General features: G+C 43.2%; 15 protein-coding genes. 14 read left to right on the top strand and 1 reads right to left on the bottom strand.

Annotated features, from left to right (window positions below; translation table 11 throughout):
- The first annotated feature begins 24 nt into the window (after positions 1-24).
- The 3 genes from PV403_RS20585 (at position 25) to PV403_RS20595 (ending at position 5,165) form a co-directional block, all read left to right on the top strand.
- On the top strand, positions 25-702 hold the full coding sequence (locus tag PV403_RS20585) for a YkyA family protein (protein ID WP_332085867.1): 678 nt from the start codon (positions 25-27) through the stop codon (positions 700-702).
- A gap of 171 nt (positions 703-873) precedes the next feature.
- Positions 874-1,755, top strand: a complete 882-nt coding sequence (locus PV403_RS20590) for a radical SAM/SPASM domain-containing protein (RefSeq protein WP_332085868.1) — start codon at positions 874-876, stop codon at positions 1,753-1,755.
- Positions 1,756-1,847: 92 nt separating this feature from the next.
- A complete protein-coding gene (locus tag PV403_RS20595; RefSeq protein ID WP_332085869.1) occupies positions 1,848-5,165 on the top strand; it encodes a DEAD/DEAH box helicase in 3,318 nt (1,105 codons plus the stop codon).
- 90 nt (positions 5,166-5,255) lie between these two features.
- Here PV403_RS20595 and PV403_RS20600 read toward each other — a convergent pair whose 3' ends face one another.
- Complete coding sequence (locus PV403_RS20600; RefSeq protein ID WP_213535319.1) at positions 5,256-5,492, bottom strand: DUF896 domain-containing protein; 237 nt, start codon at positions 5,490-5,492, stop codon at positions 5,256-5,258.
- Positions 5,493-5,714: 222 nt separating this feature from the next.
- On the opposite strand from PV403_RS20600, the gene PV403_RS20605 reads away from it, so the two are divergent.
- From PV403_RS20605 to PV403_RS20655, 11 genes are all read left to right on the top strand, one after another.
- Positions 5,715-6,782 carry a fatty acid desaturase gene (locus tag PV403_RS20605; protein WP_332085870.1) on the top strand — a complete coding sequence of 356 codons (1,068 nt, stop codon included), beginning with the start codon at positions 5,715-5,717 and terminating at the stop codon, positions 6,780-6,782.
- Between the two features lie 123 nt (positions 6,783-6,905).
- Entirely contained in the window at positions 6,906-8,027 is a 1,122-nt protein-coding gene (locus PV403_RS20610; RefSeq protein WP_213535367.1) for a sensor histidine kinase, read from the top strand.
- 16 nt (positions 8,028-8,043) lie between these two features.
- Positions 8,044-8,643: a response regulator transcription factor gene (locus tag PV403_RS20615; RefSeq protein WP_213535322.1), complete on the top strand. Its 600-nt coding sequence runs from the start codon at positions 8,044-8,046 to the stop codon at positions 8,641-8,643.
- 222 nt (positions 8,644-8,865) lie between these two features.
- A complete protein-coding gene (locus PV403_RS20620; RefSeq protein ID WP_249717708.1) occupies positions 8,866-9,618 on the top strand; it encodes a methionine ABC transporter ATP-binding protein in 753 nt (250 codons plus the stop codon).
- Positions 9,615-10,286: a methionine ABC transporter permease gene (locus PV403_RS20625; RefSeq protein ID WP_332085871.1), complete on the top strand. Its 672-nt coding sequence runs from the start codon at positions 9,615-9,617 to the stop codon at positions 10,284-10,286. Before PV403_RS20620 ends, PV403_RS20625 begins: the two co-directional genes overlap by 4 nt.
- A 47-nt stretch (positions 10,287-10,333) precedes the next feature.
- On the top strand, positions 10,334-11,194 hold the full coding sequence (locus tag PV403_RS20630) for a MetQ/NlpA family ABC transporter substrate-binding protein (RefSeq protein WP_249717711.1): 861 nt from the start codon (positions 10,334-10,336) through the stop codon (positions 11,192-11,194).
- Positions 11,195-11,431: 237 nt separating this feature from the next.
- Positions 11,432-13,336, top strand: coding sequence for a PAS domain S-box protein (locus tag PV403_RS20635; protein ID WP_332085872.1), 1,905 nt, complete (start codon positions 11,432-11,434; stop codon positions 13,334-13,336).
- Positions 13,337-13,399: 63 nt separating this feature from the next.
- Positions 13,400-14,293, top strand: coding sequence for an AraC family transcriptional regulator (locus tag PV403_RS20640; RefSeq protein ID WP_332085873.1), 894 nt, complete (start codon positions 13,400-13,402; stop codon positions 14,291-14,293).
- Positions 14,294-14,649: 356 nt separating this feature from the next.
- Positions 14,650-15,261, top strand: coding sequence for an ECF transporter S component (locus tag PV403_RS20645; RefSeq protein ID WP_332085874.1), 612 nt, complete (start codon positions 14,650-14,652; stop codon positions 15,259-15,261).
- A complete protein-coding gene (locus PV403_RS20650; RefSeq protein WP_332085875.1) occupies positions 15,261-16,754 on the top strand; it encodes an ABC transporter ATP-binding protein in 1,494 nt (497 codons plus the stop codon). Before PV403_RS20645 ends, PV403_RS20650 begins: the two co-directional genes overlap by 1 nt.
- Complete coding sequence (locus PV403_RS20655; RefSeq protein WP_332085876.1) at positions 16,745-17,539, top strand: energy-coupling factor transporter transmembrane component T family protein; 795 nt, start codon at positions 16,745-16,747, stop codon at positions 17,537-17,539. The genes PV403_RS20650 and PV403_RS20655 overlap by 10 nt, the downstream gene beginning before the upstream one ends.
- Positions 17,540-17,604: the final 65 nt, after the last annotated feature.

The following is a 17,604-nucleotide window of genomic DNA, read 5'->3' on the forward strand; positions in this document are numbered from 1 at the left end:
ATAGATACAGGAGGATTTTATTATATGTGGTCAAAAGGGAAGCTGGGTGCTCTGCTGATGGTATGCATGGTACTCCTTGCAGCCTGCAGTAAAGAGGATGCGCTTAATACGATGAAAACCATGGAAGATACGGTGAACACTGAGAATCAGATGCAGGAGCATTTACAGCAGATTGCGAATTTAGAAGGTCAAGATTTAGAATTATATGATCTGATTATGGAGCAAGGTAAAGAGGCGGATGCGAAGCTGGATGATTTGCTAGAAGATGCCCTAAAGCATGTAGATGATCGCAAGGAGCACCTGGAATCAGCCAAACAGATTATGGATGCGGCTAAAGCGAAAAGTAAATCATGGAGATCGGCTTTGGATGTCTATAATAATGATGCGAAAGAGCAGGAAATGTACCAAAAGGCAGACCAGCTATGGAATGATTATGAAGCTCGTCAGGCGACATTCGGTGAGTTTTATGAGCAGTACAATAAGAGCCTGGCAAAAGATAAAGAGTTGTACGTCCTACTGGAAGAACAAGATGAAGCCATTTCATTATCCAAGCTGAAAAGCAAAGTGAGCGAACGTAATAAAGCTTTTGCGAAGGCGAATAAATTGAAACAGCAATTCAATCAGGAAACGTCTGTTTTTAATAAAGAACATGAAAGTTTTGTAGCAGAAATGCAGCAACACTTATCCAAAAATAAAAAATAGACAGGTCGAGGGCAGTCCGCACATCGTTGTGGCTGTCTTTTTTATGGGCGGTCTTCAATTACATGCTGGCATCCTTCGTGAAACGGCTCGAAATGGAACTTCTACTGGTCGTATGGAGCGGGCTTCTTTATAATGTAAGATATAATAGATAACAGATTGGAGTACATGGGCTTGAAAACATTCAAGAAAGTTTATGTTGAGATTACAAGTATCTGCAATTTAGCTTGCAGCTTCTGCCCACAGACGAAGCGACAAGCAAAGTTCATGGATTTGAATACATTTAATAACATACTTGATCAAATTAAACCACATACCCAACATATTTATTTGCATGTTAAAGGTGAACCTTTGCTTCATCCGAAGCTTGATCAGCTCCTTGATGCAGCTGATGCGAAAGGCTTCAAAGTCAATATGACGACGAATGGAACGTTAATTGAAAAGGCGAGACATCGTATTCTTGGGAAACCTGCAGTGAGACAAATGAACTTTTCTCTCCATAGTTTTGATGGTCATGAGGGAAGTGAGGATCGCGAAGGATATCTCTACCGCATCATTGACTTTGTACGAGAAGCGGTCAAACAAGATATTATCGTTTCGTTCCGGCTTTGGAATTTAACCGAGGACAATATGACGAATCTGCAAAAACAACGGAACCGGGAAACACTAGATATATTGGAACATGAATTTGGACTCGATTTTAAGATTGAAGAGAAAGTAACACCAGGTAGTGGTGTGAAAATCGCTAAAAACATTTATTTAAATCAAGACCATGAATTTGAGTGGCCGAGCCTTGCTGCGGAAGAAGATGATGGAAAAGGTTTCTGCCATGGACTTCGTTCGCAGGCAGGTGTGCTCGTAGATGGAACGGTTATTCCATGTTGTCTCGATGGAGAAGGGGTAATTAACCTGGGGAATATCAATGCAACGCCATTCTCTGAGATCGTGGAGAGTAAACGCGCGAATGATTTATTTTATGGATTTTCCCGCCGGGAGGCTGTGGAAGAATTATGCCGTAAATGCGGTTATCGCAAACGTTTTGGTGCCGGTGCATAAAACTTATGATAGCCTGGTCATCATGTTAAGAAAGGCGTCCTTAGGGGCGCTTTTTCTCATAGACTGAGGATACGGAAAGGAAAGTATATCGAATGAATATCATGCTGAATCGACGAAAAATAAAACTGCTTTGCGGTCCCCGCTTCTATGAGCAAGGAGAATACACGTATGATTCAGGCAGTGTAGGAATTACCTTATCTGATGCAGACAAAGGACAGTTCCGAGCTGTAGTCAAAGACGGGACCAAGAATAGATACGATGTTGAAGTGAACTTAGATCGGAATGGAGATGTACTGGCCAGTTGTTCCTGTCCAACATTTCCTGTACACGATTACTACTGCAACCATATTGCGGCTGTACTCATTCAGATTAGTTATTTACAGGAGGAAGGTACTGCCAAAGTCAGCGCTTATCCATCTTTGCTGCATAAACCTGATCTTGAACTGCCAGAAGGTTACTTAACGCCAAGGATTCAGCGTGCAGATACCTCTGAACAGGCAGAAAATCAGCGAGCAGAAGATATCCTTTCTTTGTTTAGCAGCGGTTCACACATTTCGGTCGCGGCTGCAAATACGATTTTGGATACAAGAGAGCGACTGTCGGTTCAGTTTATAATTAAAACAGTTCCTTATGGATTTCATAAGCAAATGCTTGGTCTTGAGATGAAACTTGGTCCTAAACGATTATATATCGTGCAGCAGGTCAAACAGTTTTTAAGTCGTCTAGCGCGCAAGGAATCTCATGTGTTTTCGAAACATTTCACGTATGATCCTGGAGTTCATTGCTTTTTGCCTCAAGATTACGCGGTCCTGGCTGAACTCATTCATCTGGAGCGTCAAGAAGAAATGTATCTGGAGTCACTAGGCGGATATCCGGGAATAGGAAAAACCCGCAGCCAAGACCGAATGCTGCTGATCCCGCCGCTGGCTTGGGAGAAAATCGCTCCGTTACTATCGAAAGCCGGGGATGTTTATGTACAGCAGGAAGATGAACTGTTTAGCAGTTTTTCGCTGCCTGACCAGACGCTGCCTCTTGATTTTGAATTTTCAAAAGCTTTAGATCACAGCGGATTTCAGTTGGAAATACCGGGACTTCTTCAGATGATCATTCTAAGAGATTATTCTATGGTACTGCATCGCGGTGTTTTTTATAAGATTCCAGAGCAATCCGCTCATCATTTAGCAGGACTTAGGGATAAATTAGCATCTAAAAAATCTCCTGTACTCCGTATTCCCGAGCAGCAGATGGGGCCATATATGGAGAAAGTTGTACCTGGACTCATGCGCCTTGGGCGTGTACATGTAGGGGAAGAAATTTCGAGTCAGATGGTGAAAGTCCCGCTTAAAGCCCGGCTGTATTTAGACCGAGTGAGAGAGAAACTGCTGGCAGGGCTTGAATTCCAGTATGGAGATGTCGTGATTAATCCGCTGGAGGAGAAAGAGCGTACCCCGGCAGGCCGTATCCTGATTCGTGACAAAGTGCAGGAGGAACAAATCCTGCGGCTCATGGAAACCAGCAGTTTTGCAAGAACGGAAGCAGGATATTATTTGGAAGATGAAGATGCAGAGTTTGATTTTCTGTATTACACCATGCCTCAGCTTGAGCAGCTTGTTGAGGTGCTTGCCACCTCAGCGGTAAAAGTGCGAGTTGTCACCTCACCGGTGGTTCCTCTGATTCGTGCTCATTTGGATGAAAGAACGGACTGGCTTGAATTCAAATTTGATATCAAGGGAATACCGGATGACGAGATCAAAGAAGTATTAACGAGTGTGGAGGCAAAACGCAAATACCACCGGCTCAGAAATGGAGCTTTGCAGCCGCTGACAACTCCTGAGTTTCAGGAGATGGTGAGGCTCATGAATGAGATGGGGTTCCGTAAGGGAGATCTAAGCAGAGGAGAAGCCAGACTTCCTGCGTACCATGGTTTATCACTGATGGATAAGCAATCGGAGCAGATTGAAATGAGTGAAACCCTTCAGCAGTTCCTTGTAAATCTCGCCCATCCTGAGAAAATGAATGATCCGGTACCTTCCTCTCTGAACGCGGAACTTCGTGATTATCAGAAGACAGGCTACAGATGGATGAAAATGCTGGCTTCCTATAGTTTCGGCGGAATTTTGGCTGATGACATGGGACTTGGAAAAACCCTGCAAAGCATCACGTTTATTCTGTCGGAGATAGACGCCATGCGTGAACACAACATGCCGGCACTGATCGTGTGTCCCGCTTCGCTTGTATATAACTGGCATAATGAACTTAGAAAATTTGCTCCTGATCTTCGAACCGTTATTGCAGATGGAAGCAAAGGAGAACGGGGAGAAGCCATCCGTCAGATGGGTGAGGTGGATGTGGTCATTACCTCGTATCCACTGCTTCGAAGAGACGGAGATCTTTATGCGAAGCAGCAGTTCCATATCCTTATTCTGGACGAAGCGCAGGCTTTCAAGAATCATTCGACACAGACGGCACAATCGGTCAAACAGCTCTCGGCAAAACATCGATTTGCACTCACCGGTACTCCGATCGAGAACAGCCAAGAAGAACTTTGGTCCATTTATGACGCTGTTTTTCCCGAATTATTCTCCGGAAGAAAAGCTTTTCAGGAGTTGCCTAGAGAATCGATTGCAAAACGAATTCGTCCATTTCTGCTGCGCCGGGTAAAATCGGATGTACTGCAGGAACTGCCTGATAAAATCGAATCCCTGCAAGCTTCCGAGCTTTTGCCAGAGCAGAAAAAACTGTACATCGCTTATCTAGCCAAGCTGCGGCAGGAGACGGTAAAGCATTTAAATGAAGAAGGATTTCAGAAGAACCGTATTCGAATTTTAGCGGGGTTAACAAGACTGAGACAGCTTTGCTGTCATCCCGCCTTGTTTGTGGAAGGATATAAAGGAAGTTCTGCGAAGTTTGAGCAGCTGATGGAATTGATTGAAGAGAGCCGCAGTGCAGGAAAACGAATCTTGTTATTCTCTCAGTTTACGGAGATGCTCGGAATCATTGGCAGAGAACTTGGACTTCAAGGAATTCCATTCTTCTATCTGGATGGCCAAACACCAGGCCAAGAAAGAGTTGAACTCTGCGAGCGTTTTAATCAAGGGGAAAGTGATCTTTTCCTGATCTCACTAAAAGCAGGCGGGACAGGGCTTAATCTGACGGGGGCCGATACCGTAATTTTGTATGATTTATGGTGGAATCCCGCGGTTGAAGATCAAGCAGCAAGCAGAGCACACCGTATGGGGCAGAAAAATGTAGTTCAGGTAATACGCTTAGTGACCCAAGGAACGGTAGAAGATAAAATGTATGAACTTCAGCAACGCAAAAAGAATCTGATCGAAGAAATTATTCAGCCTGGGCAAGAAGCAGTTTCACCGCTCAGTGAGCATGAAATTCGTGAGATTCTTTCGATATAGTATTTAATCAAAAAAAAGGATAGGGACAGGGCATAATTGCCTTGTTCCTATCCTTTTTGATCTATAACCGAAATATATCCGTCTTAAGCTTTAGTTAAGCTTCGATTTATTTTGTTGTTGCTCAATTTTAAGCTTTTCCGGTGTAACATCTTCACCATTGGGATCAACAATGGTAAGCCCAGAAATGGTGGACATTACTTGTCCGCGAATGGCTTGAAGATATTCTTTACGCAGGACTTGCTGTTCAGCAAGCTCTTCCTCAGTTAAGCCTTCTGTTTTTTGCTTGCGGCTCAGTTCGTTAATTCTATTAATTGAAGGGATGATCATTCTTATCTACCTTCCTTTCATGTAACAGTTGTATATGACAGTTTACTTTAAGTATAAGTAATATGCAACCTGAAGATTATAAAATGGGCGTGTTCCTTTTGTCAATGGAGTATGACATATATCATACTTTATCACTGACGTTTATGACTTACCCATATGACAGTCTCCCAATATAATTAAGATATTATATGCGTAGAGCTTACGCGTGAAGGAGAACATGCCATGTCTGCATCCTTTAAAACTCAATTAAAAAAAGAAGTAGCCCCTTATGAGAAAACAGAACTGAAATCCAGTATCATACAAATGATTAATACATTGGTACCTCTTTTTTTACTCTGGTATCTGGCTTTTGAAAGCCTGACGGTTTCCTATTTCATAACATTGCCTCTATGTCTGATTGCTGCCGGATTTGTCATTCGAGCGTTTATTATTTTTCATGATTGCTGTCATGGGTCTTTCTTTAAGAGCCGCAAGGCAAACGATATCGTAGGAACACTGCTTGGTGTCATTTCCCTTACTCCTTATATGCAGTGGAAGTATAGTCATTCGATGCATCATGCAACCAGCGGTAATCTGGATAAGCGAGGAACAGGCGACATCTGGATGATGACAACCGAAGAATATCAGTCATCTAAATGGATGACGAAATTGTATTACCGCCTGTATCGTAATCCCATTGTTTTGTTCGGGGTCGGCCCGATCGCTGTATTTTTGCTTCAATATCGTTTTAATCGGAAAAATGCAAAGCGTAAGGAGCGTATGAACACGTATTTGACCAATCTGCTGATTGTAGCGGTTTACGCTGCTCTGTGCCTTACAGTAGGCTGGGAAGCCTTCTTACTGATTCAAATCCCTATTTTTTATTTTGCAAGTATGCTGGGCATATGGCTCTTTTATGTACAACATACCTTTGAAGATTCCTATTTCGAAAATGAAGAAGATTGGTCTTATGTTCAGGCAGCCGTAGAAGGCAGCTCATACTATAAACTTCCTAAAGTATTGCAGTGGATTACGGGGAATATTGGTTTCCACCATGTGCATCACCTAAGTCCACGAGTGCCGAATTATCATTTGGAGGAAGCACATAATGCAACGCCTCCTCTGCATAAAGCGACGACAATCACCGTGGCAACCAGTCTAAAGGCCATGCGGTTCCGGCTTTGGGATGAGAAAAGCAAACGTTTTGTAACATTTAGAGAATATAAGAAAGTGCTTCACGAGCAGAAGCTGGAGCTAGCCCATAATGAGATTCGCAAAGATAAGGTATCTACTTCAGCGCCTGTCAGTTAAAGCACAGGATATGATACAATATTTAATAAGCTAAAATGAGAGAAATGACTATAGATGCTTGGAATCTATAGTCATTTTTTCTTGATATTTCTGAATAGAAGCAGGTGTGAGTTCGTGAGTATGATGCATCGTTGGCAGGACGTTTTTCGCAAAAATACAGGCCTAAATCCGTATGTATGGTTAGTATGTTTCATCCTCCCTTTCTACTTTATCATCGGCTCCTCCTCCAAAGGATATGTCGTATTTGGTATCCTGGCGATTATGTTGTTTTTTGCATCTAATTTGCTGGGTCTTGTGATGAAGGGGTGGCCGGTATATATCTGGTATGGGCTGCAGATCGCCATCTCCATTTTAATGGCAGTTATTTTTGGATTTGTTTACTTCTCTTTATTTCTCGCTTTTTTTATTGGTACGATTCAAAATAAAGCCGGCTTTATTACGTTATATACAATTCATTTAGTCAGCACCTTTGCCACCATCAATTATTTGCTGGCGTCCGCTAATCTTGTCGTGATCAAACAGCTGCCTTTTGTACTGATTAGTATGATCGCTGTTATTCTATTGCCCGTCAGTACATATAACAAGAATAAACAAGACGCGCTTCAGGGACAGCTCGAAGATGCGAATAAACGGATATCGGAACTGGTCAAACAGGAAGAAAGACAGCGGATTGCAAGAGATTTACATGATACACTGGGACAAAAGCTTTCGCTTATCGGTCTGAAGAGTGAACTTGCCAGTAAGATGATAACACGTAATCCAGCTCGAGCTCAGGAAGAGATGAAAGATGTGACACTAACAGCAAGAACGGCTCTTAAGGAAGTACGGGAGATGGTCACCCAGATGAGAGGCACAAGGTTTGAAGATGAATTGTTCCGTATCAGACAGATACTGAAGGTTGCGGACATCGAGCTGCTGATCGAAGGAGAAGATAATCTGACAGGCGTCTCCCTTATGGCAGAGAATGTGCTGGGTATGTGCCTGAAAGAAGCCGTTACGAATGTCATTAAACATAGTGAAGCGAGTATATGTGAGATTATGATCGAACCAGATCATACCGAACTTGTTATAACCGTAAGAGATAATGGAAAAGGGATGAAAGACGCGCCTGAACGAATTCGAGGTAATGGACTTCGGGGAATGAGAGAACGTTTGGAGTTTGTTAACGGCAGTCTTGCGATTACTTCGGTAGAAGGGACCAAGGTGCGGATTGCAGTGCCTCGGGCCGTTCAGCGTCAAATGTGAGAGGAGTTTGAGTGATATGATTCGTATTGTAATTGCTGAGGATCAGCGGATGCTGCTTGGAGCTCTCGCCTCCTTACTTGATTTAGAAGAAGATATGGAAGTCATTGGACGGGCAAATAATGGAGAAGATGTGGTTAACCTTGTCAAAGAACATGGGCCGGACATCTGTATTATGGATATTGAAATGCCAATCAAAAGCGGACTTGATGCAGCGGAAGAAATGAAGGACCAAGATGTAAAAATCATTATCCTAACCACGTTTGCTCGCAGCGGCTATTTCGAACGGGCACTAAAGGCGGGCGTCAGTGGATATTTGCTAAAAGACAGTCCAATTGAAGAACTAGCACAGACGATTCGAAGCGTTATGTCGGGAAGAAGAATCTATGCAGCGGAACTTGTTGACGAAGGATACGGGGAGAAGAACCCGCTTACGGAACGAGAGAAAGCTGTACTGGAACTAATCGCAGATGGCAAAAACACGAGAGAAATTTCAAATGAACTATACATCACCACAGGAACGGTAAGAAATTATGTGTCCGTCATTTTAGACAAGCTCGGGGTGGGCAACCGGATTGAAGCCATTAAGCATTTTAAAGAAAAAGGCTGGTTTAAATAAGAAAATAGATCTTTCATTAAATTGGAAGCCGTATTTCTCAGAATTTGTTAAGAAAAATTAGAGTCAAATCCCTATCGATATGGTATGATTTGAAAGTGCGAAATGAAATTGACAAACTGGATTTTAGCATTTTTGAGAAGTACGATGATCAAAATACCTGCTCGCACGAGACGGATGTCTTGCGCGAGTTTTCTTTATGTCAATATTGAAGGAGGAATAAGCTTGATATCGCTAGACCATGTCAGCAAGAGTTTTGGTCCTAAGAAGCATGGAGAGCGACTGACGGTAGTAGATAATGTTTCGCTACATATCGAACAGGGCAGTATTCATGGCATTATCGGGGCAAGCGGCGCCGGGAAATCAACACTGCTTCGCACCATGAATTTGTTGGAGAGACCAGAAGAGGGTCAGGTTTATATAGGTGGACAAGAGCTTACGCAGATGAGGGAAAGGGAGCTGAGAGAAGCAAGAAGAAAGATCGGAATGATTTTTCAGCACTTTAACCTGATTGAAAATCGGACCGTAGAGGGGAATGTAGCCATTCCTCTTGAGCTTGCAGGTGTGAAAAAGGCGGAACGTATAGCCCGGGTACACGAATATTTACGGTTTGTGGGGCTTGAGGACAAGGCGAAGCAGTATCCTGCGCAGCTTAGCGGGGGACAAAAACAGCGTGTGGCCATTGCTAGAGCACTTGCCAACGAACCTCAGGTGCTGCTTTGTGATGAGCCCACCTCTGCGCTTGATCCGAAGACTACTTCGGGTGTGCTCGAGGTACTTAGACATGTTAATGAAGCATTGAAGATTACGATCGTCATTGTGACGCATGAAGTTCCGGTTGTTGAACGGCTGTGTACGGCGGTATCCTTTATGGATGCAGGAAAGATTGTACGGACACTGCCAATTAAGGAAGGGGCATTACCACCTGATATGCTCGCCTGGTATGAGGAGCAGGAAGCAGGTGATATCGAGAGATGAATTTTTATGAGACATATATAGCGAAGTATGAGAGTGAGATGTGGGAAGCCATCGGACAAACCTTTTTCATGGTAGGCGTCTCGCTGGCGGCTGCGATCCTAATCGGACTTCCGCTGGGAACACTGCTCTACTTAACGCGAAAAGGCCAGAAATATGAGAATATTGTATTATTCACCATACTTGACGTTATCGTAAATATCATTCGTTCTTTTCCATTCTTGTTGCTCGTTGTTTTTATGATTCCATTGACACGAATGATTGTAGGAACCGCTCTTGGTACAACCGCTGCATCTATTCCGCTTGCTGTTGTAGCCATCGCAAGTTACGCAAGGCTCGCTGAGCAGTCGCTGCTTGAAGTGCCGAAAGGTGTGGTTGAGGCTGCGTCCTCGATGGGAGCGAATCTGTTTCAGTTTATTTATAAATTTTTGTATGTTGAGGCAAGATCTGGACTGGTGCGAGGTTTAACCTTGTCCACGGTCAGCTTTATTTCCTACTCCACGGTTGTCGGTGTCGTTGGCGGCGGAGGAATCGGCGATTTTGCTATTAGGTACGGATATCAGCGGTATGAAACAGAACTTATGGTATTCACGATCGTCATTATGATTGTATTCGTACAGCTTATTCAGTATTTGGGGAATCTTTTGGCACGTATTCTGGATAAGCGTTAATAAGTGCAATGTTTTGCTTTTGAATATGAGGAAGAGAGGAATATCAGATGATGAAGACAAAAAAGAATGGCATGAAACAATGGCTTGGACTTGCTATGTTGGCGGTACTTATGTTAGCTCTAGCAGCTTGTAGTTCAGAGAGCAGTGACGGGGGCGTTCAAGGGGACTCAACTGCTTCTCAAGAAGGTGAGATGCAGCAGATAAAAGTAGCCAGCAGTCTGTCTGCAATGGTCGATATGATGGAAGCGATAAAACCGGTGCTTGAAAAAGACGGAATTCAGCTTGAAATTGTGAGTGTATCCGATAATATTCAGCCTAATGAAGCTTTGAACAATAAAGAAGTGGATGCGAACTTCTTCCAGCATAAAGTGTTCATGGAGCAATATAACGAAAATAATGATGGAAACCTCGTCATGGTTACTCCTATTTATCACATTATCTACGGTGGTTACTCTAAGAAATATAACAGCATTGAGGAGTTACCAGAGGGTGCAACGATTGGAATTCCGAATGACCCAGCCAATATTGGACGTTCCCTTGCGATGTTTGCTGAGAACGGAATGATTACACTGAAGGATGGTGTGGGTATTAACGCCCTTCAGTCGGATATTATCGACAATCCTAAGAACTATAAGTTCAAAGAAGTAGATCTTCTCATGCTTGGCCGTGCTTATGATGACGTGGATATGGTTACTCTCTATCCTGCCTATGCTTCACCGCTGGGTTTAACACCTGAGGATGCGATCGTCACCGAAACGCTGGATGAGGAATTTGCCATATCGCTGGTTGCACGTGAAGACAACAAAGACTCCGAAGCCATTCAAAAACTGGCAGCTGCACTGACAAGTGACGAAGCTAGAAAATTTATTGAAGAAAATCATAAGGATACGATGATTCCTGCATTTTAAATCATGATAAAGAGAGAGATGACATGCCTTGTATGGCACATATGTTATCTCTTTTTTTTGTGAGGATTGATGGGGAAAAGGAGAGGAAAAAGGCAGAATTCAGCTTTACTTTTTATAAAATGAGTATTTTAACCGTTTTTTACAAAAATATTGATCAATATGGCAGTTTTTCATAAAACAACCCGTCCACAAGACCTCTTCCTAGTTGTATAATAGTCCATGTGAGGAGGTGCTGAGATGAGTGACCTGGAACGATTAGAAAATATAAATTTAGTAGAGCACATTTTTACTCAAGCGCCTGTTGGGGTTGCATTAGTATCACTAGACGGTAAATGGATCGATGTGAATCCTGCAGCATGCCAAATCATAGGGTTTAGCAGAGAAGAGCTTATTACGCTTCCTGCACTTGACTATATACTATCAGAAGCTATACCGCCAACTGAGCTTGCATCGAAGATGTCTTCTGGTTTCGAGAATGAAAAACAATATCTACATAGAAACGGTAATGTGGTCTGGGCTTGTGTATATATATCTTTATATTGTGATCAACAAACGGGAGAACCTGCCTATTACATTGTTCATATGATAGATATCACAAGCAGCAAGGTGGCAGAACTGAAACTATTAGAGAGCGTGGAAAGGTATACATCGCTCAAAAAGTATAATCATGATGCGATTATTTCTTTTGGGCTGGACGGAATTATCATTAATGGGAATCAGATGGCAGAACATCTTACAGGATACACAATTTCTGAGTTAATTGGTACACGGATTTCGCGTATTGTTGGTGAAGAAGCCATTGCCAATCTGGCTTTTGTAGATCAGGAATATACGGCAATTGAGCGGGATATTAACGTGGTTCGCCATAAAGATGGAAATGTGGTGGAAATACTCGCCACGCTCGCTCCTATTATTATTCATGATCACAAAGTCGGTTTTTATCTTATTGCCAAGGATATGACAGAACAGAAACGGCTTATTATTGAGAAAGAAGCAGCAGAAAGAACGAACAAAGCGAAAAGTGAATTTTTAGCCATGATGAGCCATGAAATTCGTACTCCGATGAATGGTGTGATTGGGATGACCGACTTGCTTTTGGATACGGAGCTATGTGATGAACAAATGCAGTATGCATCCATCATTAAGCAGAGCGGGGAAGCACTCCTTACCATCATTAACGATATTCTTGATTTCTCTAAGGTTGAATCTGGAAGAATGGAGTTATCTATTGAACCGATGGAATTAAATTCATTACTTTCGGATGTCTATTATCTCAATTTGCCAAGAGCTAACAATAAAGATTTACATGTAGAAATATCGGTCGATGAGAGTATTCCCGATAAGCTGATGGGCGATGGTAATAAGCTTAGGCAGGTTCTGATTAATCTGCTTAGTAATGCGATTAAGTTTACGCAGAAGGGAACCATTTCTTTATCCGCGAAGAAAATCGACCAAGACGATGATGAAGTGTGTCTTGAGTTCGAAGTTTTGGATACGGGTATTGGGATCCCGGAGGATAAGGCAGACAGACTGTTTGAACCTTTTTACCAAGTGGATCATTATATGACAAGACAAATCGAAGGAACGGGACTTGGTCTTGCGATCAGCAAGAAGATGGTAGAACTGATGGGCGGGGAAATAAGATATGAGCCTAGAAGGGACCAAACTGGTTCACGTTTTGTATTTACTGCTTATTTCTCCCTGCAAACAAACCTTGAATTGATAGAGGATAGACATGCTCAAAAATACGGTGATGAAATAGATAATGGGCTGCGTATTCTTGTCGTAGAAGATAACGAAGTCAATCAGATCGTTCTTGTTAAAATGATGAATAAGTTAGGCTATAAGGCTGTTGTTGTTCCGAATGGAAAAGAAGCACTGAAAGCTTGCTTGGAAGATTCCTATGATATTGTGTTTATGGATATCCAAATGCCGATTATGGATGGAGTGGAATCTACGCGGCTTATTCATGAACAACTAGCGGATGATAGCCCTTATATTGTGGCTGTAACGGCACATGCGATAAAGGGCGATCGGGAAAAATACATGTCACTGGGCATGGATGAATATATAAGCAAGCCGTTAAGTATGAATTCATTATCTGAAGTCATCGAGAAGTTTCAAGCCCAGCGACTGACGTAAGGCCCCCTAGGTACTTCATCTTCTGAATCGTTTGCTGATTCGAAATACAGGGGGGACTTTAACATGTCAGGCAGTTTTTTCTGCATGCATCCGTCAGAAGGCTCGTGGAACCCGTACTTCTATGCCTACTATTATAAGCAATGGAAAGACTATGAAATGGCCTACCATGAACATCGCTGGACTGAAATTATGTATGTGATTCAAGGGGGATGTACCATTGATGTGAAGTGCAAGAATGGATATCGTGAATTGATCACACTGCGTAAAGGCGAGTTTATTATTCTGGACGCCGATGTTTCGCATAGACTCATTGTTGGGCCCGGGGTTGCCTGCCGGATGCTTAATGTGGAGTTTGGTTTTGAAGAAGGAGAAACTTTATTTGATTCATCAATGAAAGCGTTATTGGCAGAAGAAAAAGCATTATCCGACTTTGTGAGCTCCCCCTTTGAGTACCTGGTTCTCTCCGATTCGGAAGAGGTATATTATGTTCTCAAAAGTCTCGTGCTGGAGCTTGACCGGCAGCCAGTAGGACAGAAAAACACCATGACGGATCTGTTGTTTCTACAATTGTTTGTACGTATTGCAAGGCTCCGCGAAGACGTGGTAATGACAAGAGAGCCGAGTGCAGAAGGGTATGTCAAACGCTGTATCCTTTATATGCATCAAAATTACGACCGCAACATTCAAATTAAAGATTTAGCAGCAGAAGTCCGTCTTCATCCAGGTTACTTACAGCGAATATTTAAAACAAGCACATCCCAAACGATGACAGAGTACCTAACCGGAATTCGAATGGAAAAAGCTAAAATGCTGCTCCATCAGACGGATATACCTATTTACGAACTATGTGATTATGTAGGGATCAGCAGCAGTCAGTATTTTCATACTTTATTTAAAAAACATACAGGGCTCACCCCTAGCACCTATAGAGAACAGATGGAGCGCAGATCCTGGTAAATTTATAGAAATAATTGCCAATACAGCATATTTCATGTACATTGTAACTAACTTAAAAAGCATGAACGGGAGCTTGATCAAGTCAGGCTGAGAGAGTGGCCTTATGCCGCTGACCGTAGATCTGATCTGGGTAATGCCAGCGTAGAGAACGAATATCGCGAATCGTATGTAGGAACAAATGTGATGCATGAATGTAGAAGCAGCCAGCTGAACGATATGATGTGAGGTAACCCTCCAAGCTAATCGCTGCCGATGCAAGTGTATCCTTTGTCTTTTAGATGCGAATACAGATGCGTCCTTACCTGGCCTGCCCGAATTGGGGAGGCTTTTTTTATATTCTAAGGAGGAATTTGTACATGTTGCAGACAAAAGGCGATAGTTCAAAGTCAAGGCGCAAAGGGCTTACATTAACCGATATTCTAGTTACCATTGTGCTTGCAGTTGTATTTGGAATCATCTATAAAATATGGGGACCTACTTATGATCTAGTCAAACCGTTCGGACTCCATGCGGAACAGTTGATTTACGGCATGTGGTTTATGGCAGGCACCTTTGCTTTTCTCGTCATTCGTAAACCAGGTGTCGCTCTTCTAGCAGAGATTGCGGCTTCGACCGTAAGTGCATTTCTAGGAAGTGAGTGGGGGATATCTACACTGATCTATGGCGCGGTACAGGGACTCGGAGCTGAACTTATCTTCGCTCTATTTCTATACCGGAAAGTGAATGTATGGATTACGTGCCTTGCTGCCATCGGCTCAGCGGCCGGCTCCCTGATCCTCGATTTTGGGTATGGTTATATCGATTCGCTGCAAACGTGGAGTTATGCGCTGCTCATTGGACTACGATTAGCTGGAAGTATTGTGCTAGCTGGAATGGTTGCTTATTCACTGTATAAGGCTTTAGAAATAACAGGGGTAACGAAATCCTTAAGAAGGACGACGAAAGAAGATATGGAGGCCCTGCATTAATGCGTCCTTCTATAACAGGCCCCGCAGAGGACAAAGTTCTGCAGACAGAGGAGAAATCACACGATACTCAGCCGCCAGTAGCAGTAGCTATTGACGGTCTGCGTCTCAAGTTTCCCGGAGAATCTCAAATCTGGTTCAACAAATTATCTTTAACCATAAATCAAGGGGAGAAAGTGTTACTGCTTGGTGCCAGTGGCAGCGGGAAGTCAACACTGCTTCAAGTGCTGAGCGGACTTATTCCTCATTCGGTTGATGTGCCGATGAAGGTAGATCATATACGTATTCCTGATCATCCAGGGATTGTTTTTCAAGATCCAGATACTCAGTTTTGTATGCCTTATGTAGATGAGGAACTAGCTTTTGTGCTGGAGAATCGTGAGGTTCCCCGGGATGAAATGCAAGCGAAGATAAGAGAACTTCTAAGTCTTGTTGGACTGGAATTACCTGATGTACATACACCGGTGCAAGCTCTCTCCCAAGGTATGAAGCAGCGTCTGGCCATTGCTTCGGTACTTGGAGTAGAACCGAGTGTCCTTTTTCTAGATGAACCGACAGCACTGCTCGATAAACAAGGGACGATTGAAGTATGGGAGACGATACGAGGCATTGCTGAAGAGCGCACTGTGATTATAGTAGAGCATAAAATTGATTATATCCTTGATTATGTAGATCGTATTATTGTCTTGTCTTCCGAAGGAGAGATCATGGCAGATGGCGGGGCCGAAGAGATCTTCAGTCAGCATCAGCAGACGATAACGGATTATGGAATCTGGCATCCGGGGATTTGGAAGAATTGTCCTAGACCTCTTAGACAGGAAAATGTCATAGCTAATGAGAAGGGAGCAGAGCCGCTTCTACAACTACGAGAATGTGTAATTCATCGCAGCAGCAAGCCTGTTATTCAAGCAGAGGAGCTGCAGGTGCTGCCTGGTGACTTTATTGGAATTACAGGACCCAATGGTGCAGGGAAGAGTTCATTTTTGCTTGGATTAATGAAACTGCTCCCTATCACGGGAACGTATTTAGTGAACGGTATAGAGCTGAAAAATACCAAACAGGCAGCACAGCATATCGCCTATGTATTTCAGAATCCAGAATTGCAGTTTGTTACGCATTCCGTATGGAATGAAGTTGAATATTCACTGCTGTTTGAGCCCATATCGATGGAAGAACGCCGAGTGCGGGTGGAAGAACTGCTGCGAAGGTTCCATCTAAGTGGACTAGAGAACAGGCATCCCTACGAGCTGTCCCTTGGGCAAAAAAGAAGGCTGAGTGTAGCTTCCGCAGTCGTTCGTAATCCCCGTGTATTGCTGCTTGATGAGCCTACATTCGGGCAGGATGCAAGAAATACCTTTGCGATGCTGGATGAACTAGAACGTCTGCGAAGTGAAGGAACAGCCATGATCATGGTGACTCATGATGAAGAAATTGTGGCCCGGTACTGTACTTCTGTATGGCAGGCAGCAGAGGGGAGAATCACCACTTGCCACTAAATATCCCATACCATGAAACTTGGCTGCACCGGGTTAACCCCGGGTTTAAGCTGATTACGTTTGCTTTGATGTTTCTTGTGGTCATCCTAATTCATAATCTCAATATGATGATCTATTTATCAATCGCTATGCTCCTTCTCTTAATCGGTTCCGGTCATCCTCCGCTTCGTTTACTCCTGTATGCATCCCCATTTATTCTGGTGTTTATATCGACATCGACGGGAATGATGTTTTTCGGAAAAGGAGAAACGACTTGGTGGAAATACAGCATTATACATATAACCGAAGAGAGTTTTTTACGCGGGATACATCTAGGCTGCAGGGCGTTATCGATGGCTGCAATTGGCTTATTATTTGGGCTGACAACGAGACCTGTGCGCTTGTTCTACTCTCTGATGCAACAGTGGAGACTTCCGCCGAAATATGCGTATAGTTTCCTGGCTGCGATGAATCTGATCCCGATTCTAGTCTATGAATTTCAGACCCTTCGGCATGCATTGATGATCCGAGGAGGAGGGAACCAAACACCTAAGTGGAATATATATGCGCTAATAAAATCATATGCGATTCCGCTGCTGGCACAAAGTATTCGAAGAGCGCAGCGGATTGCCGTGGCGATGGAGGCAAAGGGGTTTCAAAGTGAGAACAAACGGACTTACTACTATCGTATTGGATACTCAAACAGTGACATTTGGTTCATTGTTTATTTTATAGGGGCAGTTGCATCAGCTTACGGACTTGGCCTCTCTGTTCCTCTTGTAGAGCATGCTGTGGATGTGAGATAGGCAGAGCAGTGATATAGATTCATACAAGAATAAAAGTGAGGATTTTATACGAAGTTAGCGAAAAG

Source organism: Paenibacillus sp. GYB006, from assembly GCF_036577645.1.
GTDB lineage: Bacteria > Bacillota > Bacilli > Paenibacillales > Paenibacillaceae > Paenibacillus.